Raw genomic sequence first — 22,716 nt, forward strand, 5'->3', positions numbered from 1 at the left:
GGTTGGCGAGGACGCGCCGCGCCGGAGATACGATCAGCAGAACTGACGAACCATCAAGAGTTCGTCAGGACAATCTTTCCGAAGAGATCGCCGGCCGCGAGCTTCTCGAAGCCCTCCCGAGCCCGCTCCAGCGGCAGCACCTCGTCGATCACCGGCCGCACGCCGGTCGCGACGCAGAAGGACAGCAGGTCCTCCAGCTCGTCCTTGGATCCCATGGTCGAGCCGACGACCTTCAGCTCCAGGAAGAAGATCCGCGTCAGTTCGGCGTGCGAGGGACGGTCGCCGCTGGTCGCACCGGAGATGACCAGCGTGCCGCCGGGCCGCAGCGACTTGATCGAGTGGGACCAGGTGGCCGCGCCGACGGTTTCGATGACGGCGTCGACGCGCAGCGGCAGCCGTGCGCCGGGTTCGAAGGCGTCCACCGCACCCAGTTCCACGGCGCGCTTCCGCTTGGCCTCGTCACGGCTGGTGGCGTAGACGCGCAGTCCGGCCGCCTTGCCGAGGACGATGGCCGCGGTGGCGACGCCGCCGCCCGCGCCCTGCACCAGCACGGAGTCGCCGGGGCGTACTCCGGCGTTGGTGAAGAGCATCCGGTAGGCCGTGAGCCATGCCGTGGGCAGGCAGGCGGCCTCCTCGAAGGACAGTTCCTTCGGCTTGGGCAGGACGTTCCAGGTGGGGACGGCGACCTGCTCGGCGAAGGTGCCCTGGTAGCGCTCGGTGAGGATGGACCGGGGCTCGTCCGGGCCGACGCCGTGGCCGGTCTGGCCGATGACGGAGTGCAGGACGACCTCGTTGCCGTCCTGGTCGACGCCTGCGGCGTCGCAGCCGAGGATCATCGGCAGCTTGTCCTCGCCGAGTCCGACGCCGCGCAGTGACCAGAGATCGTGGTGGTTGAGGGAGGCGGCCCTCACGTTGACGACGGTCCAGCCGGGGGGCGCCACGGGGGCGGGCCGCTCCCCCAGGACCAGTCCTTCGAGCGGCTGGTCACGGTCGATGCGGGCGGCATAGGCAGCGAACATGACCTTGACCATAGGGCGGGTGCGGGACGCGACGGAACCACATCGGGGTGTGACGCGCCCCGCACCCGTCCGGCTCAGTCCCTGCGGTACTGCGCCGGGGAGTTCTTCGTCGCCGGGTCCTCGTAGGAGCCTGCCCCGCCCCGGTCCACGTGGAAGGTCGTCAGTGTGGTGACCGGGGACACCGGGTCCCGGCGGTCCGCGATGACCCGCATGTGGGCGGAGAACCGCTGCGGGGTGACCTCGTAGACGTCGTACCCGTAGCGGTTGCCCTCGAAGTACTTCAGATGAGGATTGGCCCGCCCCATGACGGGGCCGTTGGTCCTGTTCCAGTCGGCGGAGTACGCGCCCGAGGTGACCGAGTGGGCCGTGAACTCGGTGCCGACGACCGGCGAGGAGGTGTCGTCGAAGTCCGGCCGGATGTCGTCGACGAACGCCGAATGCCAGTCGCCGGTGATGACTATCAGGTCCTCCAGGCCGCTCCGGTGCACATGGCCCAGCACTTCCTTGCGCTCGGCGAGGAAGCCGTCCCACTGGTCGGTGAACATGTACGAACCGCCGGGCCGCGACCGCAGCTGGCTCAGCATGATCGAGTTGGCCCAGACGTGCCAGGAGTCCGGCGCGCGGTCGATGTTCGCCTTGAGCCAGTCCTTCTGGCGCGCGCCCAGGATGGTGCCGTTCGGGAGGTTCTGCGCGGACCGGTGCTGGCGCAGGTCGAGCACCGTCAGCTCCAGCAGGTCGCCCCAGCGGCGCACCCGGTGGATCTCCGGGTCCGGGAGGGAGGAGGTCCCGGCGTCGCGGTGCGGCATGTTCTCGTACCAGGCCTGGTAGGCGGCCGCCCGGCGCTGCAGGAAGGGCGCACCGCCGCCGGTGCCGGAGTAGTCGTTGACCACCTCGTGGTCGTCCCAGGTGAGGAACCAGGGGTGCGCGGCGTGCGCCTCGCGCAGGGAGGGGTCGCCCTTGTAGAGGGCGTGCCGGCGGCGGTAGTCGGCGAGGGTGAGGACGGCCGGTCCCTCGTGGTCGCGGACGTGGTCCCCGCCTACGACCCCGTGCTCGTAGATGTAGTCGCCCAGGTGGACGACGAAGTCGATGTCCTCGCGGGCGATTCCGCGATGGGCGGCGTAGAAGCCGTCGTGGAAGGCCTGGCAGTTGGCCGCGGCGAAGCGGACACGGGTGACGGCGCCGACGGGGGCGGTCCTGGTGCGGCCCGTGCGGCTGGTCCTGCCGAGCGCCGTGAAGGCGTACCAGTAGTGGGTGCCCGGCCGCAGTCCGCCGACCGGGACGTGCACGCTGTGGCCGAGGGTGGCGGAGGCGGGGGCGGTCCCGCGGGCGACCACGCGGCTCAGGGCGGGGTCCTCGGCGACGGCCCAGCCGACCTCCACGACCTCCGGGATGGCCTGCTCGGCCGCGAACGGTTCGGGGGCGAGCCGGGTCCACAGCACGACGCTGCCGGGCTGCGGATCGCCGGAGCCGACGCCGAGGGTGAAGGGCGCCGGGTCGTAGACGGCGCCCAGGTCCTCGGCGGCCTCGCGGGCCTGTGCGGGGGACAGTCCCGCGCTCAGTGGCCAGACGACGTTCAGTGCGCCCGCGGCGCCGGCGGCCTTGAGCAGATCGCGACGGTTGAGGGTCACCGGAGGCCTCCTGCGGCGGTCAGGGTCAGGAAGATGCCGTCGGCGTATCCGTCGTTGGAGGTCCCGCCCCCGGAACGGGTGAAGACGAGGACGACACGGGCGTTGCGCGCCCCGAACGGGACGGCGGCCTCGGCCCTGCGCTCCAGGAGGGCGGTGCGTCCGCCGCGTTCGGCGGAGCCGACGGGGCCGAGGACGCTGAGCGCGACCGGGGTGCCCTCCGCGTCGCGGAACTCGACGGAGAGCCGGACCCCGTCCTCCTGGGTTGCGTATCCGCCGAGCCATCCGGCGGCGGTGTAGCGGACGCGTCCGGCGTCCACCGCCGCCCGGCCGGTGGGACCGTCCGCCGGCAGCGGGACGTCCTGCACCAGTACGGTGCGCGGGCTGTTGCCTCCGGAGAAGAAGCGGCTTCCTCGCCGCGGGGGTCCCGGGTCGGCGGCCGTGGGGTAGCCGCCGCCGAAGCTGTACGCGATGAGGGCGGGCGCCCCCTCTTCGATCAACCATCCGGTGACGGTTCCGACCGGTGTGGCGGAGCCCCCGGGTCCGCTCTCGGCATCTCCGTTGACGACCAGATTCACTCGCGCCTCCTTCATGGGGAGTTGGCGCGGAGCATCACAGCAGCCGTGGATGAACCCCGGAAGACGGGCTGGGGAACAGTCGCGTTGAGTTGTACAGACAACTCGCTTCTCACATGTACTGGGCCAGTACGCACTTCTGACGGTTCGCCGGACGACGGTTCCCGGGGAGCGGGTACGGGTGGCGGACCAGGGGCGGCAGGCGCGGAAGGCACGGAGGGCACGGAAGGCGCGGACGAGTCAGGCCGACCGGAACGGAAGCGGGCAGGCCCGGGCAGGGGCAGACCCGGAATGCGCACGGGCCGGAGGCGGACCGGACACGGTCCGGCGGAGACAGCCCGGCGGCCGGAACCGGAACGGCGACGCGAGACGAAACGGCCCGGGACGGAACGACCGGAGCCGGAACGGAAACGGGCCGGGCAGCCCTCCGTGAGGAGTGCTGCCCGGCCCGACGGCTCTCGGCCGATGGTTCCCGGGGCGCGGCCGGCTCAGCGGCGCGCGACGCCCTCGGCGCGGGCCGCCGCGGCGACGGCCGCCGTGACGGCGGGGGCCACCCGCTCGTCGAACGGCGAGGGGATGATGTTGTCGGCGCGCAGTTCGTCGCCCACGACGTCCGCCAGCGCGTTGGCCGCAGCGATCTTCATGCCCTCGGTGATCCGGGACGCGCGCACCTGGAGCGCGCCGGCGAAGATGCCGGGGAACGCGAGGACGTTGTTGATCTGGTTCGGGTAGTCACTGCGGCCGGTGGCCACGACGGACGCGTACTTGTGCGCGATGTCGGGGTGGACCTCCGGGTTCGGGTTGGCCATGGCGAACACGAACGCGCCGGGCGCCATCGAGGCGACGGCCTCCTCGGCGACCGTACCGCCGGAGACGCCGATGAAGACGTCGGCGCCGGCCAGCGCGGCCTCCAGGGGCCCGGACAGACCGGCCTTGTTGGTGATCTCGGCCAGCTCGCGCTTGACGTCCGTGAGGTCCGTGCGGTCCCTGCTGACGATGCCCTTGCGGTCGACGACGGCGATGTCGCCGATACCGGCCTGCAGCAGGAACTTCGCGATGGCCACACCGGCGGCACCGGCTCCGGAGATCACGCCCCGGAGTTCACCGAGCGTGCGCCCGGTGAGCTTGGCGGCGTTGCGCAGCGCCGCGAGGGTCACGACGGCCGTGCCGTGCTGGTCGTCGTGGAAGACGGGGATGTCCAGTCGCTCCTGGAGCTTGCGCTCGATCTCGAAGCAGCGCGGCGCCGAGATGTCCTCCAGGTTGACTCCGCCGAAGGACGGCGCGAGACGGACGACGGTCTCCACGATCTCGTCCGCGTCGGTGGTGGCGAGCGCGATCGGCACCGCGTCCACACCGCCGAACTGCTTGAACAGGATCGCCTTGCCCTCCATGACGGGGAGCGAGGCCTCCGGGCCGATGTCGCCCAGTCCGAGGACGGCGGTGCCGTCGGTCACGACCGCGACGACCTGCGACTTCCAGGTGTAGTCGTTGACCAGCTCGGGCTTCTCCGCGATGGCACTGCACACCTTTGCCACGCCGGGCGTGTACGCGAGGGACAGATCGTCCCGGTCGCGGATGGGAACGGTCGCCTGGACGGCCATTTTGCCGCCCCGGTGCAGCGCGAAAGCCGGATCGAAAGGTTCGCCCTGAGCGCTTTCGGTCGTTTGGCCGTCACTGTCCGTGTGACTGTCGCTGCGAGGGTTGACGATTTCCGCTGCCACTTTATTTTACCCCTTAAGTTTTGAATGGTTGAGGGTGGCCACTCCTGGTTGAGGGGTGGGCGGGCACCGCATTCGTTCCCTGCGCCGGACGGATGGGCCCCGCCCTGCAGGGGGTGTCACGAACACGCGGGGCGCGCCGCACGCGCGCCCTGAGCCCCGGATGAGGGGTGTAAGGATCCTTCTTACCGGACGGACCACCTCGGCGACGAGTCCATATAGCCCCGGTGACATGACTCATAGCCGAACAACCGGACAACCCCGAAGGACGGCACGTACTGGTCCAGATAGCGGAAGGTGCCGAAGATTTTCCGGCGGAGGGGGCTGCATTCCGTAGAAGATCCGGCCCTGATGTACCGGCATGTCTGGATTCGGGGATCACCCGTTATCCGATTTTGACATGCGTGCCCCCCTGAATGCGCGGATCCGAATGGCAAGATGCCCGTATTCACACAGGGTCGCGACACCAGAAGGTGCGTGCCCGACCTCTGCAACCGTCACCCGCCGGAGGAATCAGACAATGACCGCAAGCACCACCCGCCGCACGACCGCCGCGACGTCTCGCCTTGCCGTGGTCAGCGCCATCGCGGTCGCCGGCTCCCTGCTGCTGACCGCCTGTGGCGACCAGACGAACGGCGGCAGCGGCACGAAGGAGACGTCCACCGGAGCCGCGAGCAACGCCCCGCTGTTCTCCAAGCTGCCCAAGAAGTACCAGGACGCCGGTGTGATCAAGGTCGGCACCGACGCCGCGTACGCCCCGATGGAGTACGAGGAGGGCGGCAAGATCGTCGGCATCGACCCCGACATCGCCGCCGCGCTCGGCACCCAGCTCGGCGTGAAGTTCGTCTTCACGAGCGGCACCTTCGACGGCCTGATCTCGTCGCTGAACACCGGCCGTCAGGACATCGTCATGTCCGCCATGTCCGACACCAAGGCCCGCCAGGAGGGTCTGGACGACAAGGGCAACAAGACCGGTGAGGGTGTCGACTTCGTCGACTACTTCACCTCCGGCGTCTCCCTCCTGGTCAAGAAGGGCAACCCGCAGAAGATCCAGTCCCTGGACGACCTCTGCGGCAAGAAGGTGGCCGTCCAGCGCGGCACGATCTACGAGACCACCTTCAAGGAGCAGTCCACCAAGTGCCAGGCGGCCAAGAAGGCTGCCCTGACCATCGAGGCGTTCGACACCGACGCCGAGGCCCAGACCCGCGTGAAGTCCGGCGGCGCGGTCGCCGACCTGAACGACTACCCGGTCGCCGCGCACATCGCGAAGACCGCGGGCGGCGGCAACGACTTCGAGGTCGCGGGCGGCCAGACCGACGCCGGCCCGTTCGGCATCGCGGTCGACAAGGACAACACGCAGCTGCGTGACGCCCTGAAGGAAGCCCTGGACGCGATCATCAAGAACGGTGAGTACAACAAGGTCCTGGAGAAGTGGGACGTCACCAACAGCGCCGTCAAGTCCGCGACCGTCAACGCCGGCCAGTGATCCACAGCGTCTACCGCTTCTCGCGTTCCATTGAAGGGCAGTCACTGTGACTGACAAGTTCGACAAGGTGCCCGCCGACGAGCCACCCGCCAACCCGGGGTCGGCGGTCACCAAGGAAGGGCCGGGCGCGCCCCCCGACCAGATCAAGGCCATCCCGGTCCGGCACTACGGCCGCTGGATCGCCGGTGTGATCGTGGTGGCGCTCCTGGGTTCGCTCGTCTACGCGTTCGCCCAGGGCGACATCCGCTGGCAGACGGTCGGCGACTTCCTCTTCGACCCGCGTATCCTCGCGGGCCTCGTCAACACGGTGCTGATCACCATCCTGTCGATGATCATCGGTCTGGTCCTCGGCATCGTGTTCGCGGTGATGCGGCTGTCCAAGAACCCGGTGACCGGAGCCGTCGCATGGCTCTACATCTGGTTCTTCCGCGGCACGCCGGTCTACGTGCAGCTGCTGCTCTGGTTCAACCTGGCGCTGATCTTCCCGATCCTGAACCTCGGGTTCTACAAGGACGAGATGGTCGACGTCATGACTCCGTTCATGGTCGCCCTCCTCGGCCTCGGCCTGAACGAGGGCGCCTACATGGCGGAGATCGTGCGAGCCGGCATCCAGTCCGTGGACGAGGGCCAGACGGAGGCCTCGCACGCGCTCGGCATGAGCAGCAGCAAGACCATGCGGCGAATCGTCCTTCCGCAGGCCATGCGGGTGATCGTGCCGCCGACCGGCAACGAGTTCATCAACCTGCTCAAGACCTCGTCCCTGGTCTCGGCGGTGCAGTACACCGACCTGCTCCGGGCGGCGACGAACATCGGCTCCACATCGTTCGCGATCATGGAAATGCTGATCGTCGCCTCGATCTGGTACCTGGCACTGACCAGTGTCTTCAGCGTCGGCCAGTACTACGTTGAGAGGTACTACGCACGCGGTTCGCTTCGGACGCTGCCTCCGACGCCCTGGCAGAAGGTCAAGGCAAACCTGCTGTCCCTCAAGAACATGTGGCGGTGAACCATATGACTGCAATGGTGAAGGCCGAGGGCGTCCACAAGTCCTACGGTGCCGCCCACATCCTCAAGGGCATCGACCTCGAGGTGAACAACGGCGAGGTGTTCTGCCTGATCGGCCCGTCCGGTTCCGGCAAGTCGACCTTCCTGCGGTGCATCAACCACCTGGAGAAGATCAACGCCGGCCGGCTGTACGTCGACGGCGAGCTGGTCGGCTACCGCCAGAAGGGCGACAAGCTGTACGAGCTGAAGGACAGCGAGGTCGCTGTGCAGCGCCGGGACATCGGCATGGTCTTCCAGCGCTTCAACCTCTTCCCGCACATGACGGCCCTGGCCAACGTCATGGAGGCGCCGATCCAGGTCAAGGGCGAGTCCAAGGCCGTGGCCCGGGAGCGCGCGATCAAGCTGCTCGACCGGGTCGGCCTGGGTGACAAGGCCGGGAACTACCCGACCCAGCTGTCCGGTGGTCAGCAGCAGCGTGTCGCCATCGCCCGTGCGCTGGCGATGGAGCCCAAGCTGATGCTGTTCGACGAGCCGACCTCGGCGCTGGACCCCGAGCTGGTGGGTGACGTCCTCGACGTCATGCGGCAGCTCGCCGAGGACGGCATGACCATGGTCGTGGTCACCCACGAGATGGGCTTCGCCCGTGAGGTCGGCGACTCGCTGGTGTTCATGGACGGCGGTGTGGTGGTCGAGTCCGGCCACCCGCGGGACGTCCTGACCAACCCGCAGCACGACCGCACGAAGGCGTTCCTCTCGAAGGTGCTGTAGCACCCGCGGGCATACGAAGGGCGGTACGGGCCGACAGGCTCGTACCGCCCTTTCGCGTCCGCGCGGCCGTCTCCCGGCCGCGTCGCCAGTCCGGGCCGCACGTCCGGGCCGCGGCCGGGCTCGCGGCGTCTCACGGCGCAGGGGCCGACGCGCAGCCGCCCCACCGCGCGGCCGCGGCTACTCGACGCCGCGGCTACTTGACCGCGAGGACCAGCGCGTCCGAGGGCGAGCGCCACACCGTGCGGGCCTCGACGAAGCCGGCCGCGCGCAGGGTGCGGGTGTGCCACTCCGCCGAGGGGGTCTCGCCGTCCGCGTGCTCGCCGTAGATCGCGAACCGTTCGGCGGTCGGTCCGGCGAGGACCGGGTCGGCGGCGGCCACCTGCCACCACTCGGCCCAGTCGAGGGCACCCCCTGCCTTGGCGCGGTCCATGACGGCGTGCCGGTGGGTGCGCTCGGCGGCGTTGATGCGGGGGGTGTCGTCGTCCTTCATGTGGTCGGCGTTCATGAACACGCCGCCGTCCCGGACCAGGCCCGCTATCTGCCCGTACAGCGTGGCCAGCGGGCCGATGCGCAGCCAGTGCAGGGCGGTTGCGGTGAGCACCGCGTCGTAGGAGTCGTGGGGCAGCCCGGCAGCCCACTCGGGGTCGGTCAGGTCGGCCGTGACGAAGGTGACGCGCGGGTCGTCCGCGAAACTGCCGCGGGCGATCGTCAACAGGGCGGGGTCGAGGTCGACCCCCGTGCTGGTGGCGTTCGGGAACCGGGCCAGCAGCCGGCCCGTGATACTTCCCGTACCGCACGCGAGGTCGAGGATCCTCGGCTCGGGACCGGTCAGTGCCTCGACCATGTCGAGCATGACCCGGAACCGCTCCTCGCGGTCGGGCATGTACCACTCCTGCTGGCGGTCCCAGCTTCGTTGCCAGGCCTGCCAGTCGGTCTTCCCCGCACTTGCCGTCTCAGCCATCCGAACGCCTCCGCTCGTAATACCCTCGATAGAGACCGACCCATTACGAGCACCTTAGACCGCCCCCGTAAGGACTACAAGTGGAATTGGCCTATTACTCGGACTATGCCGTGCGCCTGGTCAACAGTGAGGAACCGGCCCGGAACAAGGACACGCTCACCTCGGTCGAGGCGGTCCGGGCGCTGTTCGGCGAATCCTCGCAGGCCGCCCGGCGGGCCACCGACGCGGACGTGACGCGGTTCCGGAACGTACGGGCCCGCCTCCGCGCGGTCTTCGAGGCGGCCGACCAGGGGGACGAGGCCCTCGCCGTCGACCTGCTGAACTCGCTGCTGCTGGAGTTCCCGGTCAGCCCCCAGATCTCGGGACACGAGTACCTGGACGAGACCGGCCGCCCCAAGTGGCACATGCACCTCACCGAGCACCCGTCCAACGCGACCGCCGGCTACGCCGCGATCGCCGCCATGGGGCTGGCCTTCCACCTCACCGAGCACGGCGTGGACCGTCTCGGCCTGTGCCAGGCGCCGCCCTGCCGGAACGCCTACCTCGACACGTCCACCAACCGCTCGCGCCGCTACTGCTCCGACCGCTGCGCCACCCGTGCCAACGTGGCCGCCTACCGGGCGCGCAAGCGCCTGGGGGCGGACGGGTCCGCGAGCACCGGCCGCACCGCCGAGAGGGCCCAGGAGAGCATCCCGCGCAGCGACCAGTGAGCGTCGGCGGGCAGGGGGCGGTAGCGCGTCAGCACCCTGCCCAGCAGCAGCTCGTCGGGGACGGTCCCGAACACCCTGCTGTCCCCTTCGGCGTACGGGTTGTCGCCGAGCACCCACCAGCCGTCGCCGCGCCGCTCCACCAGCCGCTTGACGATCAGCAGGTTCTGCTGGAGGGGGTGCCGCAGCACGACCACGTCACCGGGCCGCACCGCCACCCCGTACCGCACCAGCAGCCGGTCCCCGTGGCGCAGCGTCGGCGCCATCGAGGGCCCCGTCACCTCGGCGATCCCGAACGGTGGGTTCGGCTCCCGCCCCTGGTCGTTCATCGGACACCCTCCGGTCCTTCCGTGCGTTCGGCCATCGGTCCCATCCTGGCCCCGGACTTTTGTCCCAGGCGCGAGGGGCCGGTCGCGAATTCGGGACCCTCACGGAGTAATGTCCCACCTGAGAAGACGATCACGAGGAAGGACAGCTCAATGCTCTCCCGCCTGTTTGCGCCCAAGGTCAAGGTCAGCGCCCACTGTGACCTCCCCTGTGGTGTCTACGACCCGGCTCAGGCCCGCATCGAGGCCGAGTCCGTCAAGGCCGTCCAGGAGAAGATGGCCGCCAACGACGACCCGCACTTCCAGGCCCGTGCGACGGTCATCAAGGAGCAGCGCGCCGAGCTCGCCAAGCACCACGTCTCGGTGCTGTGGAGCGACTACTTCAAGCCCCCGCACTTCGAGAAGTACCCCGAGCTCCACCAGCTGGTCAACGACGCACTGAAGGCGCTCTCCGCGGCCAAGGCGTCCTCCGACCCGGCGACGGGCCAGAAGGCGCTCGACTTCATCGCCCAGATCGACAAGATCTTCTGGGAGACGAAGAAGGCCTGATCTTGGATCATGCCGCTTGACCTGCGATTCTTCTGATCGCCTGGTCTTCCTGACCGCACCCGGCCCGCAGGCCGCCGAGCACGGCGTCCTCGACGGACCGGGTGCGGTCGTGTTTTCCGCGGGCCGCCCGCCCACGGCAGCGGTGAGGACCACCGCCGGGGCCGTCACCGAACGGCTTCGGGGTCCGGGAGCCAGTCACGGTCGGGGGTGAACTCCAGCCAGCGGCGGCGGTGTGCGGTGTCGGTGACGGCGTGGAGCAGTGCGGTCGGGCCGGCGGGGAGGTGGGAGGGGGACCACATCAGGGACCAGGCGTAGAGCGGGGTCGGGGCGACGAGGGGGACGAAGCGGATGCCTGGGACGTCGGTGGGGGCCGCGTCGGCGGGGAACAGGGAGAAGCACGAGGGGTCGTCGCGGACGGCTTCCAGGAAGGGGACCTGTCCGAGGTTCGGGCCGTCCGTCCGGCGGGGGACGCCGAAGTGGTCGGCGAACCGGGTGAGGAAGTCGAGGCGGCCGGCGTCGGCCGGGTAGCGCAGGACGAAGGCCCTCAGGTCCGACGGGCGCAGCGCCCGGGCGCCGGCGAGGGGATGGGTCTCGCCGAGGACGGCGTCGACGGGTTCCAGCCGGACCAGGCGGTGGGCGATACCGGGCGTGGACGCCCGGTGGGGGCCGGGGACACGGCCGAACCCGGCGTCCGCCTCGCCGCGGCGCAGGGCCTCCACCACCGACGGGTGGTCGCGGCCGGTGGCCGGTTCGATGCCGAGTCCCGGAGCGTCGGCGATGACCTGCGCGAGGGTGCGCAACGGCCCGTACAGGTGTCCCCAGACGTCGATACGCAGCCGCTGCCGCGCGCCGAGTGCCGCGGTCACCGCCGCCTCGCCCGCCGCCAGTGCCCGGCGGGCCGGCCCGAGGAAGCGCTCGCCTGCCTCGGTGAGGCGTACTCCTCGGCCGTCGCCGCGGTCGAACAGCCGGACGCCGAGCCCGGCTTCGAGGCGGGCGATGCGCTTGGACAGAGCCTGCTGGGTGATCGCGAGCTCCGCGGAGGCCCTGCCGAAGTGCAGGAAGGAGGCGACCGCGGTGAACGCGCGCACCTGCGCGAGGTCGAGGTCCATACACCTCACGTTATGACAACCACCGGTTGTCTCCCGGTGCGTGGTGGTTGTTGGACCGCCGCCGGCCGGCCGGGGTTGATTGGGTTCCATGGCTTCCTTCCTCGATCTCCCCGGTGTGCTGCGGCAGTTCGTGGCCGACAACCGGTCACGCGTCACCGCGGCCGGCCTGGACCCGTTCGCGTACGACCGTGTCACCGCACCGCTCGGCTCCCTCCACGACTGGCCCGCGGCCTTCCACGCGGCCGGGCAGGCGCACCTCACGGCCGCCGAGGCCCACGAGGTGCGAGGGCACCTGCTCTCCGCGGGCGACGCGTTCCGTACCGCCGCCCGCTGGTTCCACTGCGCGGGGGTGCTTCCCCACCCCGACGAGGAACTGCTCGCCCGTACGGCCGCCGACGCCGACACGGCGATGAGCCGGGCACTGGCCCACCTGGATCCCCGTGCCGTCCGGATCGACGGGTCCACGTTCGAGGGGTGGCTGCGCCTCCCCGCCGGCTCCGCGGACACCCGGCCCGGCGTGGTCGTCGTGGTCCCCGGGCTCAACTCCGGGAAGGAGGAGTTCCACGACGTGGCCGAGGAGCTGCTGCGCCGCGGCGCCGCGGTCTTCGTCATGGACGGCCCCGGCCAGGGCGTCCTCGCGTACAGCCTCCCGCCCCGGGCCGACTACCAGCACGTCGTGGGCGAGGTGATCGACGCCTTGGCGGCCCGGGCGGAGGTCGACGCCTCGCGTGTCGGACTCATCGGTCTCAGCCTGGGCGGCTACTACGCCGCGGTCGCCGCCGCCCACGACCCGCGGGTCCGCGCCGTGGCGGCGGTCAGCCCTCCGTACCGGCTCGGCTGGGACGAGCTCCCGCTGTACGTCACGCAGGTACTGACCCAGCGTACGGGCAGCGCCGACGGTGCGCGGGGCTTCGCCGGCCGCGTGGACCTGCGCGGCGTGGCCGGACGCATCACCTGCCCGCTGCGCGTCGTCGACGGCGGGCAGGACGTCACCCCGGGTGTGGTGGGCGGCGAGCCGCTGGCCCGGGAGGCCCCGCTCGGTGAGTACGTGCTCGTCCCGCACGGCGACCATCTGCTCGGGAACGCGCTTGCCGACTGGCTGCCCGCGACCGCCGACTGGCTGGCCGACGCCGTTGTCGTTCCCGGCATGAAGGCCCGTCCCGGGCGATACTGCCCCGTGTGACATTCGAGAACGCGCCCGCCCCGCACCGACGGCTCGTGGCCGATGTCCTCGATCTGGGGCGGGAGCACGGACTCGTCCTGGGCGGCGGGTACGCCGTGCTGGCGCACGGCCTGATCGCCCGGCCGGGACGGGACCTGGACTTCGTCACCGAGCACGCCACACCGACCTCGGACATCGTCGGCCACCTCGCCGACGGGCTGCGGGCCCGGGGGTGGCGGGTCGGGCGGGTGAACGTGGTGCCGCTCGTCGGCCGGATGGCGGTCGGGGACCCGGACTCCGAGGAGGAGTGCGAGATCGTCGTGGAGAAGGACGTGCTGTGGCGGCCTCCGGACGTGGTGGAGGGCGTCGGCCCGGTGCTCGCTCCGGAGGACCTGGCCGGCACGAAGATGCGGGCCCTGGTCGACCGGGGGCTGCCGCGCGACGTCGTGGACGTGTACGCGGTCGGGAGCCTGTTCAGTACCGCCGAGCTGGAGCACCTCGGAGCGCGGCACGACGAGGACTTCGACCTGCGGGAGCTGCACGACCGTCTGGAGAGCCTGGAGTGGGTGACGGACGCCGAGTTCGAGGCGTGCGGACCGGCCGCGGAACAGGTCCGGACCCTGCGCCAGTGGGCCGCCGCATGGGCCCAGGACATCGCCGAGCGCCTCGCCGAACCATACGAGGAACCTGACACGGAGGACGACGCCGACGGGCGGGCCGGCCCTGGGTGAGGCTCAAGGCCGACCTCGGGTGAGTGTCAGGACCGGCCCCGGGTGGGCCATGGAGCCGGCAGGCCGCCGCGCCCGGCACGGCCCCCGCCGGTGGAGCACGAGCGGGCACCGCGCCCGCGCCGTGACGGGCGCGGGCGGACGGCGGACCGTGCAGGCCGACGGCGTCCGCGTCGGCGGGCGGAACGCCGTCCCGGCCCGGGCCGGGACCGGGGAACGCCTACTCCCGCCCGGCCGGAGCCCGCCGTCGCTCCGTCATCGCCCCGTCCGGCCCGCCTCCTCGTGCCCTGCTCTGCAGGACCGCACCCGCTGCCCGACCGCCCCGGGGCGGGTCAGGCGCGCGCGTACGGACGAGCCTGGAGCGCGACGCCCGGCGGCAACTGGCGTTCGATCGCGTCGAGCGCCGCCTCGAAGCCCGCGTCCGAGTACGCCGAGGCGTAGGCGGCGCCCCCGAGGTGGAGGGCGAGCGCGGTCTCGGAACGGATCGCCCCGCCGGAGGGGGCCGTGCGGCCGAGGGTCAGCAGGCAGTGCAGGGTGGCCTGCTGGACCGTGCCGCCGGTGTCCACGACCGTGAGGGGCAGGTCCCACTCCAGAACACCTTCGCAGAGCACACCCGCCGCGACGGTGAAGGCCAGTTGCTCCGGCGGTGTGCCCACCACCGGTTCCAGGGCGTCGAATCGTCCGCCCACGAACTCCACATCCCTGATCCGGGTGCGGAGTTGGTCTCCGTCCCTCGTGATCGTGATTGCTTCCGCACCATGGCGGTCCCGGAACCAGCCGGACCAGACTTCGGTTGACATGGCGCGGACTGTAGCGGTCCGAACGCCCGCGCTGCGCCGCAGGTCACCCGATGGCCGTTAGTCCTCCTGGGTGACGTCTCCCGGGGCATGGTGGGAGGGGCCCCCGCGAGGCCCCGGAGCGTCACCTGGACGGCTCCCCGCAGGGGGTGCGACGCCGGGTCCGCCCTCGCCCGGCCCACGCGCGTCCGGCGCCGGATCACCCGACTGCTTCGGGACGTGCGCGGGGCACGCGGGGTTGTGGCAGGGTCCGGGTGCCCAGATCGGCACGTACGCCCCGAGCGTCTTGTGGCGTCTCACGACCGTCTCCACGTGCTGTCCGCAGACGGCGCAGACGTGCCCGCCCTCGGGGCGGCCGCTCATCCGCTCCTCGCTGCCCCGGGTGCCGGCGCTCCGATGGGCGCCACCGGCGTGTCCGCTGCCCATACACCCAGACTAGGCCGGTACGGACAGTTGTGCCCCACCTCTTCCGGCCGACGGGAGCAGCGGACCCGTGAGGAACGGCTCGCGCAGGATCACGTACGAGCGGTGACCGGGTCGCGCCACATCGGCCACATCTGCGGACCGTCCGGCAGGTCCACCGTGGTCCCGGTGAAGGCGAACCCGAGCCGCTCGTAGAGCCCGGTGCTGCGCCGGCTGCTGGCCTCCAGGTACGCCGCCACACCGTCACGGTCGCACCGGTCCAGCACGGACCCGATCAGCGCCGCGCCCAGGCCCTCGCCCTGCCGCTCCGGCGTCACCGCGATCAGCAGGAGATAGGCGTGCGCCCGGTCGTGCGGGTGCACCGCAGCGGTGAGCCGCCCGATCAGCTCCGCCCGCTCGTTGTCCGGGTCGGCCGCCTCCCGCAGGCGGACCGGGGTCTCGTCCTCCTCCTCGGGCTCCCCCGCAGGCACGTCCAGCCACAGGGCGGCCGCGGCACAGTCCTCCGTGACGTCCACCCAGCCCTCTTCGAGGACGACGTCCAGGAAGGCCCCCATGAGCCTGTGGTGCGCCCTGCGGCGGTGCTCCTCCCCGGGGAAGACCCAGCAGCTCACCGGATCGTCGAAGAACGCCCTGTCCAGCAGTGTCGCGACCGCTTCCCGGTCGTCCCGCCCCGCTCGCCTCATCGCTGTGCCCACGCCGTCCGCCTCTCATCCGCCCGGCCGGTCGGGCCGGTTCGGTCAGCTCGGTGAACTCTCGTACGTGATCCTAGAGTTGGACCGTTCCGCCGGGCGGACCGCGGGGCAGGCCGGGGCAGAAGCCGGAGGGCCGGCGGAGGCAGCACCCGGAGGGTCACGGGTCCCCTGGGCCGGTCCGGCCGCGGCGCCGCTCACGCCGGGCGGCCCAATGGCCCACCGGACGGTGCCGTACAGGGCACCGTCCGATGGGCCGTTTCGCGCCCTCGGCGCTTCCCTCCCTGCCCCTCCCTCCCTGCCCCTCCCCTGCCCGGTCGCTCCGTGACGCCGCGAGGTCAGAGCGTTCGGCGGGTGACGAACTCCGCCAGGGCCAGCAGATCGCCCGCCGCCGACAGGTCCGGTACGGCACGGGACAGGTGGTGGATCGCCCTTGCCATCCGGTCCGCCGCCTGGACCTGTGCCCAGTCCCGGCCGCCTGCCCGGTCCACGGCCTCGGCCGCACGCCGGACGGCCACAGGGTCCATGGGACCGCGGTAGAGCTCGGCGAGTTCGGCCGCGGCCGGGGTGCCGGAGGCCAGTGCGGCCACCACCGGGAGGGACTTCTTGTGGGCGGCCAGATCGGCGCCGACGGGCTTGCCGGTGCGGTCGGGGTCGCCCCAGATGCCGATGAGGTCGTCGATCAGCTGGAAGGCGAGACCCGCCTCGCGGCCGAAGGCGTCCATCGCCTCGACCTCCTCCTCCCCCGCCCCCGCGTAGAGCGCGCCCAAGGCGCATGCGCAGCCCAGCAGGGCGCCCGTCTTGGCCTCGGCCATGCCGAGGCACTCGTCGAGGGTGACCTCGCCGGGGTCCCGGGCCTCGAAGGCGCAGTCGGCCTGCTGGCCGGCGCAGAGTTCGACCACGCAGGCCGCGAGCCGCGCCGACGCCGCGGAAGCCGCGGGGTGCGGGTCCTCGGCGACGAGGCGGAGCGCCTGGGCGAGCATCGCGTCCCCGACGATGATCGCATCCGCGGTGCCGAACACGGTCCACGCCGTGGGACGGTGGCGGCGGGTCACGTCCTCGTCGATGACGTCGTCGTGCAGCAGGGTGAAGTTGTGGGCGAGTTCCACGGCCGCGGCGGACCGGACGGCGTGGTCCGGGTCCCCGCCGAGCGCGCGGGCCGCGGCGAGGACCAGCGCGGGCCTGATGGCCTTCCCGGCCCGCCCCGCCGCGGGCGTGCCGTCGGCGTGCTCCCAGCCGAAGTGGTACATGGCGACGCGGCGGATGGGGCCGGGCAACGACTCGACGGTCCGCCGCAGTTCCGGGTGGACGGCCGTACGGCTCCGCTCCAGCAGAACGGTCGCCTCGGGTCCCCCGGTGGCGTGTTCCGTGCCGGTACTGGTGAGGGTCATGCGATCACTTCCTCGGCAGACTCGCGGGAGTGGCGGGCATGGCGGTGCGCTCTCGCGCTGCGCCGCTGCGGTGGTGCGGCGCTCCGGTGATGCGCGCTGCGGTGGTGGTGCCCGGCACGGTGCGTGCGGGCGTACGGCCGGGCCTCCGGCAGGTGCGTGCGTACGGCCGGACCCTCCGGCGCGGTGCGTACGGGCGGGCGGCCGGGGCACGGCCGGGCCCTCCGGCACGGTGCGTACGGGCGGCCGGGGCCTCCGGCGCCGCACGCACCACGGCCGGACGGGATGCCGGTCCGGCTCCCTCACCTCCAGCGGCCGACCTCGACGTTCTCCAGTACGCCGAGCGCGTCCGGCACGAGCACCGCGGCCGAGTAGTAGGCCGTCACCAGGTAGGAGATGATCGCCTGCTCGTCGATGCCCATGAAGCGCACGGACAGGCTGGGTTCGATCTCGTCGGGGATGCCGCTCTGCTGGAGGCCGATGACGCCCTGCTCGGCCTCGCCGGTACGCATGCAGAGGATGGAGGTGGTGCGGGCGTCACTGATGGGGATCTTGCTGCAGGGGAAGATCGGCACTCCGCGCCAGGCGGGCACATGGTGTCCTGCGACCTCCACCGAGTCGGGGTAGAGGCCGCGCCGGTTGCACTCGCGGCCGAACGCGGCGATGGCGCGCGGGTGGGCCAGGAAGAACTTGTTGCCGCGGCGCCGGCTGAGCAGTTCGTCCATGTCGTCGGGTCCGGGGACGCCGTCATGGGGCTGGAGGCGCTGCCCGAAGTCGCAGTTGTGCAGCAGACCGAACTCCGGGTTGTTGATCAGCTCGTGCTCCTGGCGCTCGCGGAGCGCCTCGACCGTGAGCCGCAACTGCTGCTCGGTCTGGTTCATCGGCTGGTTGTAGAGGTCGGCGACCCTGCTGTGGACCTTGAGGACGGTCTGGGCGACGCTCAGTTCGTACTCGCGGGGCGTGGCCTCGTAGTCCACGTACGTGTGCGGGATGACGGGCTCGCCCACATGGCCGGCCGCCAGCTCGATCTCCGCCTCGCCGTACTTGTTGGTGCGCTGGCGGGGCAGCGAGCGCACCCGGGTGAGGTGGTCACGCAGCGAGCCGGCACGGTCGGCGAGGTTCAGCACGTCCTGCCGGGTGAGCTCCAGGGCGACGCAGTGGGTGACGGCACGGGTGGTGTGCTCCCAGACGCCGTCCTCGTCCAGCAGCGCCCCGTCGCCGAAGTACGCGCCGTCGGCGAGGACTTCGAGGACCGCCTCCTCGCCGTACGGTCCGGCGCCGATCCTCTCGGCCCGTCCGTGCGCGAGCAGGAACACCCGGTCCGCGCGGTCGCCCGTGGCGGCGATCACCTGGCCGGGCGCGAACGCCCGCTGGGTGCACCGCTGGGCGAGCTCGGTGAGCACGTCGTCGTCCTCGTACCCGCGCAGCGCGGGCAGTTCGCCGAGCTCGGCGGGGATGACCTCCACACGGTCGCCGGTCTGGACGAACGTCACGCGTCCGTCGCCGACCGCGTAGCTCAGCCGGCGGTTCACCCGGTAGGTGCCGCCCTGCACCTGCACCCACGGCAGCATCCGCAGCAGCCACCGGGAGGTGATCTCCTGCATCTGCGGCGCGGACTTGGTGGTGGTCGCCAAGTTCCGCGCGGCCGCCGTGCCAAGACTCTGCTGGCGCGACGCGTCTGCGCGGACCTCGGAACCTGCCTCGACCGACATCTAGTGTCCCTTTCGATCATGGGCTGACCTGCAGGAAAAGACTTTCAGCACGCACAGTGCCGACACCATTACACAAATGAGTGGGACTAGATCTTTATCGGAGGGGGCATCGCGGCGTTCACCGGCCACGAATGACCGGATCGGCTCGTACGTTGTGCGATAGCTGTAGCCCACACGGGTAACGCTCCGGTACAAGCCGAGGGAGACGATCCGCTCAACTGCAAAGGAGGCGGCCATGGCCCCACCCATGTCCGCAGGCAGTTTCCTGACGGCTCTGAGAAACGAAGGGCTCACCGTCGTCGAAGTCGGCGAATGGGAGACCCACAACCGCAACCACAAAGGCCCTTGGGGGCCCGTGCACGGGGTGATGATCCATCACTCCGTCACGAGCGGCACCGCGAACACGGTGCGCATCTGCCGGGACGGCTACGAGGGCCTGCCCGGTCCGCTCTGCCACGGCGTCATAGCCAAGAACGGCCATGTCCACCTGGTCGGCTACGGCCGGGCCAACCACGCGGGGCTCGGCGACGACGACGTGCTGCGCGCCGTCATCGCCGAGGCTCCCCTCCCGCCGGACAACGAGGCCAACACCGACGGGAACCGACATTTCTACGGCTTCGAGTGCGAGAACCTGGGCGACGGAGAGGACCCCTGGCCGGAGGCCCAGCTGCTGGCCATCGAGAAGGCCGCCGCGGCGATCTGCCGCAAGCACGGCTGGACCGAACGCTCCGTCATCGGGCACCTGGAGTGGCAGCCGGGCAAGATCGACCCACGCGGCTTCACCATGGCCGCGATGAGGGCCCGGATCCGCGCCCGCCTCGGCTGATCACGGACGCCCGGGTCCACGGGACCGCGGCAGCACCGGGACCGGCCGTCGGCCGGTCCCGGTGACAATGGCCGGGTGACCAGCGAAGCGCTCGACCTCTCCGCCCTGCGACCGCGGCTGCCGTCGCCGTTGCAGGAGGTGCCGGACGCGCGCTTCGCGCTGCACGGGGTGCGGCTGCTGCTGAAGCGGGACGACCTCATCCATCCCGATCTGCCGGGCAACAAGTGGCGGAAACTGGTCCCGAACCTTGAGGCCGCCGCCACCGAGGACCGGCGCACCCTGCTCACCTTCGGCGGCGCGTACTCGAACCATCTGCGGGCGACGGCGGCCGCCGGCCGGCTGCTCGGCTTCGCGACGGTGGGAGTGGTGCGCGGCCACGAACTGGCCGGCAGGCCGCTCAATCCGTCGCTGGCCCGCTGTGCCGCCGACGGCATGCGTCTGCATTTCCTGGACCGTACGACCTACCGGCGGAAGGCCGAGCCGGAGGTGCTGGCCGGGATCGTCCGGCCCTTCGGCGACTGCTTCGTCGTCCCGGAGGGCGGCAGCAACGCCCTGGCCGCGCAGGGCTCCACGGAGCTCGGCAGGGAGCTGCGGGGAGCCGCCGACGTGGTCGCGGTGGCCTGCGGCACGGGCGGCACGCTCGCCGGACTCGCCGCCGGCCTGGGGCCGGGGCAGCGTGCCCTGGGCTTCCCGGTGCTCAGGGGAGGCTTCCTCGGCGAGGAGATACGCACCCTGCAGCGCGCCGCTTTCGGCGGTCCCGCCGGGGACTGGCGGCTCGAAGAACGCTTCCATTTCGGGGGCTACGCACGGACGACACCCGAGCTCGACGCATTCGCCGAGGAGTTCGAACAGTGCCACGGAGTGCCACTGGAACGACTGTATGTGGCCAAAATGCTGTACGGGCTCACCGCACTTGTGTCGGAGGGCGCCTTCGCCCCCGGGACACGGATCGCCGCGGTCGTCACCGGCCGGCCGTAGGGCGTCCGCGGGCCCGTACCCACCGTCGCGTCGAGGCCGTACTCCACACCGAATCCGTACGCCGTATCGGGCCCGTACCGCCCCGTCAGGCCCGTGCCGCGACACCGAGTCCGTACCGTCACATCGAACCCTCCCGATAGGCGGCCGCCTCCTCCAGGTCGAGCCGGAAGAGCAGGGTCCGCATCATCTCGTCGTCGATCCGCCGCTCGTCACGCAGCCGCACGAACACCTGGCGTTCCGTGTGGATCACTTCCCGTGCCAGCCGGCGGTAGGTGTCGTCTGCCGTCTCCCCGGTCAGTTCGTTGACCGCTCCGAGGCGCTCCCACACGGAGTTGCGCCTCCGCTCCAGGACGTTCCGCAGCCGGTCCGCGAGCGGCTGCGGGAGGCGGTTGCGTTCGTCGGCGAGCAGCAGGCCGAGCCGTTCCTCCGCGGCCCGCGAGGCCTCGCTCTGGGCCTGGGCCTCGGCCAGGGTCTCGGCCTGCGGGTCGCGGGGCGGGAACTTCAGGGCACGGATCAGCGCGGGCAGCGTGAGGCCCTGCACGACCAGGGTGCCGATGACCGTGGTGAAGGTCAGGAAGAGCACCAGGTCGCGCGCCGGGAACGGCTCGCCGTCGACCGCCACGGGCACGGAGAAGGCGATGGCCAGGGAGACCACTCCGCGCATGCCTGCCCAGCCGACGGTCACCGGGGCCCTCCAGTCCACGCCGGGCTCGCGCTCCCTGATCCGCGGCGAGAGCGCGCGCGGCACGAACGTGGCCGGGAAGACCCAGACGTAGCGGACGACGACCACCGCGACGAACACCCCGAGGGCGGACAGCGCGGCCTGCCAGCCCCCGTAGGAGCCGAGTCCGCGCAGCACCACCGGCAGCTGGAGCCCGATCAGCAGGAAGACGGTCGACTCCAGGATGAAGGCGACCATCTTCCACACCGCCGCCTCCTGGAGCCGGGTCGCGAAGTCGACCTGCCAGGAACGGTGGCCGAGGTAGAGGGCGACGACGACGACCGCGAGCACGCCGGAGGCCCCGACCTGCTCGGCAGCCGCGTAGGCGACGAAGGGGATGAGCAGGGAGAGCGTGTTCTGGAGCAGGGGTTCGGTCAGCCGGGTCCGCAGCCAGTGCAGCGGGACCATGAGCACCAGTCCGACACCGATGCCGCCCACCGCGGCGAGCAGGAACTCGCCGATGGCGCCCGCCCAGCTCGCGCCCTCCCCGACGGCGGCGGCCACCGCCACCCTGAACGCGGTGATCGCCGTCGCGTCGTTCACCAACGACTCGCCCTGGAGGATCGTGGTGATGCGGTGCGGCAGACCGACCCTGCGGGCGATCGCGGTGGCGGCCACGGCGTCCGGTGGGGCGACGACCGCGCCCAGTACCAGCGCGGCGGTCAGCGGCAGGCCGGGCACCATCAGGTGGGCGAGCCAGCCGACGGCGACGGTGGCGAAGAGGACGTATCCCACGGAGAGCAGCGCGATGGGTCTGATGTTCGCCCGCAGGTCGAGGTACGAGCTCTCCAGCGCAGCGGTGTGCAGCAGGGGCGGCAGCACCAGGGGCAGCACGATGTGCGGGTCGAGGGCGTACTCCGGCAGGCCGGGGACGTAAGAGGCCGCCAGTCCCGCGGTGACCAGCAGCAGGGGCGCGGGCACGGGGGTACGGCGGGCCAGCCCGGCGACCGTGGCGCTCACCGCGATCAGCGCCACCAGTGACAATGCGTTCATCCGTCCGTACCGTCCTCTCCCCGGGCCGCGCCGTACCCTGGCCATCATGAGCGCATGCCCGCACCTGGCAGAACAGCCGCACCCCGAGCCCCGTCCGACGTCGGCGACGTGCACGGAGTGCCTCGCGGCCGGAACCCACCCGGTCCAGCTGCGGCTGTGTCTGGCCTGCGGACATGTGGGGTGCTGCGACTCGTCGCCGCTGCGGCACGCGACGGGGCACTTCAAGGAGACCGGGCATCCGGTCATGCGGAGCCATGAGCCGGGGATGCCCTGGCGCTGGTGTTATGTCGACGGTTCGATCGTGTGACCCATGGGTAGAGAGGACGGGCGCCTGGTCGGCGCGTCAAGGTGACGCAGGTTCCCCCCAATTGGGAGCCGCAGACCCCTAGCCACTGTGCGTACTCATGTGCCTACCATGAGTGACAGCCGTGGAGGACGTCCGGGTGAGGGG

The 22,716-nt window shown here is 71.3% G+C and carries 22 protein-coding genes; 10 read left to right on the forward strand and 12 right to left on the reverse strand.

Annotated features, from left to right (window positions below):
- Positions 1 to 53 precede the first annotated feature (53 nt).
- The 4 genes from ACZ4Z5_RS01295 to ACZ4Z5_RS01310 all read right to left on the reverse strand — a co-directional run bounded on the left by ACZ4Z5_RS01295 (position 54) and on the right by ACZ4Z5_RS01310 (position 4,940).
- Positions 54 to 1,019 carry a zinc-binding dehydrogenase gene (locus ACZ4Z5_RS01295; protein ID WP_468254839.1) on the reverse strand — a complete coding sequence of 322 codons (966 nt, stop codon included), beginning with the start codon at positions 1,017 to 1,019 and terminating at the stop codon, positions 54 to 56.
- Between the two features lie 74 nt (positions 1,020 to 1,093).
- Positions 1,094 to 2,647: an alkaline phosphatase D family protein gene (locus tag ACZ4Z5_RS01300; protein ID WP_468254841.1), complete on the reverse strand. Its 1,554-nt coding sequence runs from the start codon at positions 2,645 to 2,647 to the stop codon at positions 1,094 to 1,096.
- Positions 2,644 to 3,222 carry a phosphoesterase gene (locus tag ACZ4Z5_RS01305; protein ID WP_468254844.1) on the reverse strand — a complete coding sequence of 193 codons (579 nt, stop codon included), beginning with the start codon at positions 3,220 to 3,222 and terminating at the stop codon, positions 2,644 to 2,646. Before ACZ4Z5_RS01305 ends, ACZ4Z5_RS01300 begins: the two co-directional genes overlap by 4 nt.
- A gap of 485 nt (positions 3,223 to 3,707) precedes the next feature.
- On the reverse strand, positions 3,708 to 4,940 hold the full coding sequence (locus tag ACZ4Z5_RS01310) for an NAD(P)-dependent malic enzyme (protein ID WP_468254847.1): 1,233 nt from the start codon (positions 4,938 to 4,940) through the stop codon (positions 3,708 to 3,710).
- Positions 4,941 to 5,457: 517 nt separating this feature from the next.
- On the opposite strand from ACZ4Z5_RS01310, the gene ACZ4Z5_RS01315 reads away from it, so the two are divergent.
- From ACZ4Z5_RS01315 to ACZ4Z5_RS01325, 3 genes are read left to right on the forward strand one after another with little or no spacing between them, the layout of a single operon-like run.
- Entirely contained in the window at positions 5,458 to 6,423 is a 966-nt protein-coding gene (locus tag ACZ4Z5_RS01315; RefSeq protein ID WP_468254850.1) for an ABC transporter substrate-binding protein, read from the forward strand.
- A gap of 46 nt (positions 6,424 to 6,469) precedes the next feature.
- Positions 6,470 to 7,429: an amino acid ABC transporter permease gene (locus tag ACZ4Z5_RS01320; protein ID WP_468254853.1), complete on the forward strand. Its 960-nt coding sequence runs from the start codon at positions 6,470 to 6,472 to the stop codon at positions 7,427 to 7,429.
- Between the two features lie 5 nt (positions 7,430 to 7,434).
- Entirely contained in the window at positions 7,435 to 8,196 is a 762-nt protein-coding gene (locus ACZ4Z5_RS01325) for an amino acid ABC transporter ATP-binding protein (protein WP_468254856.1), read from the forward strand.
- Between the two features lie 193 nt (positions 8,197 to 8,389).
- Here the strand turns inward: ACZ4Z5_RS01325 and ACZ4Z5_RS01330 are convergent, their stop codons facing one another.
- Positions 8,390 to 9,157 carry a class I SAM-dependent methyltransferase gene (locus ACZ4Z5_RS01330; protein ID WP_468254859.1) on the reverse strand — a complete coding sequence of 256 codons (768 nt, stop codon included), beginning with the start codon at positions 9,155 to 9,157 and terminating at the stop codon, positions 8,390 to 8,392.
- 80 nt (positions 9,158 to 9,237) lie between these two features.
- Here ACZ4Z5_RS01330 and ACZ4Z5_RS01335 point away from each other — a divergent pair, with 80 nt between their 5' ends.
- Entirely contained in the window at positions 9,238 to 9,867 is a 630-nt protein-coding gene (locus ACZ4Z5_RS01335) for a CGNR zinc finger domain-containing protein (RefSeq protein WP_468254862.1), read from the forward strand.
- Here ACZ4Z5_RS01335 and sodX read toward each other — a convergent pair.
- A complete protein-coding gene (gene sodX, locus ACZ4Z5_RS01340; RefSeq protein WP_468254865.1) occupies positions 9,771 to 10,193 on the reverse strand; it encodes a nickel-type superoxide dismutase maturation protease in 423 nt (140 codons plus the stop codon). The genes ACZ4Z5_RS01335 and sodX overlap by 97 nt on opposite strands.
- A 150-nt stretch (positions 10,194 to 10,343) precedes the next feature.
- Between sodX and sodN the strand changes: the two genes are divergently transcribed.
- Positions 10,344 to 10,739, forward strand: a complete 396-nt coding sequence (gene sodN / locus ACZ4Z5_RS01345) for a superoxide dismutase, Ni (protein ID WP_468254867.1) — start codon at positions 10,344 to 10,346, stop codon at positions 10,737 to 10,739.
- Between the two features lie 164 nt (positions 10,740 to 10,903).
- On the opposite strand, the gene ACZ4Z5_RS01350 is transcribed toward sodN, so the two are convergent.
- Positions 10,904 to 11,848 carry a LysR family transcriptional regulator gene (locus ACZ4Z5_RS01350; protein ID WP_468254870.1) on the reverse strand — a complete coding sequence of 315 codons (945 nt, stop codon included), beginning with the start codon at positions 11,846 to 11,848 and terminating at the stop codon, positions 10,904 to 10,906.
- An 88-nt stretch (positions 11,849 to 11,936) separates the two neighbouring features.
- On the opposite strand from ACZ4Z5_RS01350, the gene ACZ4Z5_RS01355 reads away from it, so the two are divergent.
- On the forward strand, positions 11,937 to 13,031 hold the full coding sequence (locus ACZ4Z5_RS01355; RefSeq protein ID WP_468254872.1) for an alpha/beta hydrolase family protein: 1,095 nt from the start codon (positions 11,937 to 11,939) through the stop codon (positions 13,029 to 13,031).
- Positions 13,028 to 13,741, forward strand: coding sequence for a nucleotidyl transferase AbiEii/AbiGii toxin family protein (locus tag ACZ4Z5_RS01360; protein ID WP_468254874.1), 714 nt, complete (start codon positions 13,028 to 13,030; stop codon positions 13,739 to 13,741). The genes ACZ4Z5_RS01355 and ACZ4Z5_RS01360 overlap by 4 nt, the downstream gene beginning before the upstream one ends.
- Before the next feature lie 329 nt (positions 13,742 to 14,070).
- Here ACZ4Z5_RS01360 and ACZ4Z5_RS01365 read toward each other — a convergent pair whose 3' ends face one another.
- From ACZ4Z5_RS01365 to ACZ4Z5_RS01380, 4 genes are all read right to left on the reverse strand, one after another.
- Positions 14,071 to 14,538 (reverse strand): DUF6304 family protein, encoded by a 468-nt coding sequence (locus ACZ4Z5_RS01365; RefSeq protein WP_468254876.1) that lies wholly within the window; start codon positions 14,536 to 14,538, stop codon positions 14,071 to 14,073.
- A gap of 512 nt (positions 14,539 to 15,050) precedes the next feature.
- On the reverse strand, positions 15,051 to 15,653 hold the full coding sequence (locus ACZ4Z5_RS01370; protein WP_468254879.1) for a GNAT family N-acetyltransferase: 603 nt from the start codon (positions 15,651 to 15,653) through the stop codon (positions 15,051 to 15,053).
- A gap of 332 nt (positions 15,654 to 15,985) precedes the next feature.
- Complete coding sequence (locus ACZ4Z5_RS01375) at positions 15,986 to 17,038, reverse strand: family 2 encapsulin nanocompartment cargo protein polyprenyl transferase (RefSeq protein ID WP_468254882.1); 1,053 nt, start codon at positions 17,036 to 17,038, stop codon at positions 15,986 to 15,988.
- A 299-nt stretch (positions 17,039 to 17,337) separates the two neighbouring features.
- The gene (locus tag ACZ4Z5_RS01380; protein WP_468254884.1) at positions 17,338 to 18,747 is read right to left on the reverse strand and encodes a family 2B encapsulin nanocompartment shell protein; all 1,410 of its coding nucleotides are present in this window, start codon (positions 18,745 to 18,747) and stop codon (positions 17,338 to 17,340) included.
- A 235-nt stretch (positions 18,748 to 18,982) separates the two neighbouring features.
- Here ACZ4Z5_RS01380 and ACZ4Z5_RS01385 point away from each other — a divergent pair, with 235 nt between their 5' ends.
- Both ACZ4Z5_RS01385 and ACZ4Z5_RS01390 read left to right on the forward strand, forming a co-directional pair.
- Positions 18,983 to 19,573, forward strand: coding sequence for an N-acetylmuramoyl-L-alanine amidase (locus ACZ4Z5_RS01385; protein WP_468254887.1), 591 nt, complete (start codon positions 18,983 to 18,985; stop codon positions 19,571 to 19,573).
- A gap of 75 nt (positions 19,574 to 19,648) precedes the next feature.
- On the forward strand, positions 19,649 to 20,551 hold the full coding sequence (locus ACZ4Z5_RS01390) for a 1-aminocyclopropane-1-carboxylate deaminase/D-cysteine desulfhydrase (protein WP_468254889.1): 903 nt from the start codon (positions 19,649 to 19,651) through the stop codon (positions 20,549 to 20,551).
- A 118-nt stretch (positions 20,552 to 20,669) separates the two neighbouring features.
- Here ACZ4Z5_RS01390 and ACZ4Z5_RS01395 read toward each other — a convergent pair whose 3' ends face one another.
- Positions 20,670 to 22,265 (reverse strand): Na+/H+ antiporter, encoded by a 1,596-nt coding sequence (locus ACZ4Z5_RS01395; RefSeq protein ID WP_468254892.1) that lies wholly within the window; start codon positions 22,263 to 22,265, stop codon positions 20,670 to 20,672.
- A 46-nt stretch (positions 22,266 to 22,311) separates the two neighbouring features.
- Here ACZ4Z5_RS01395 and ACZ4Z5_RS01400 point away from each other — a divergent pair, with 46 nt between their 5' ends.
- Complete coding sequence (locus ACZ4Z5_RS01400; protein WP_468254895.1) at positions 22,312 to 22,572, forward strand: UBP-type zinc finger domain-containing protein; 261 nt, start codon at positions 22,312 to 22,314, stop codon at positions 22,570 to 22,572.
- Positions 22,573 to 22,716: the final 144 nt, after the last annotated feature.

Source organism: Streptomyces sp. NPDC030222, assembly GCF_055573115.1.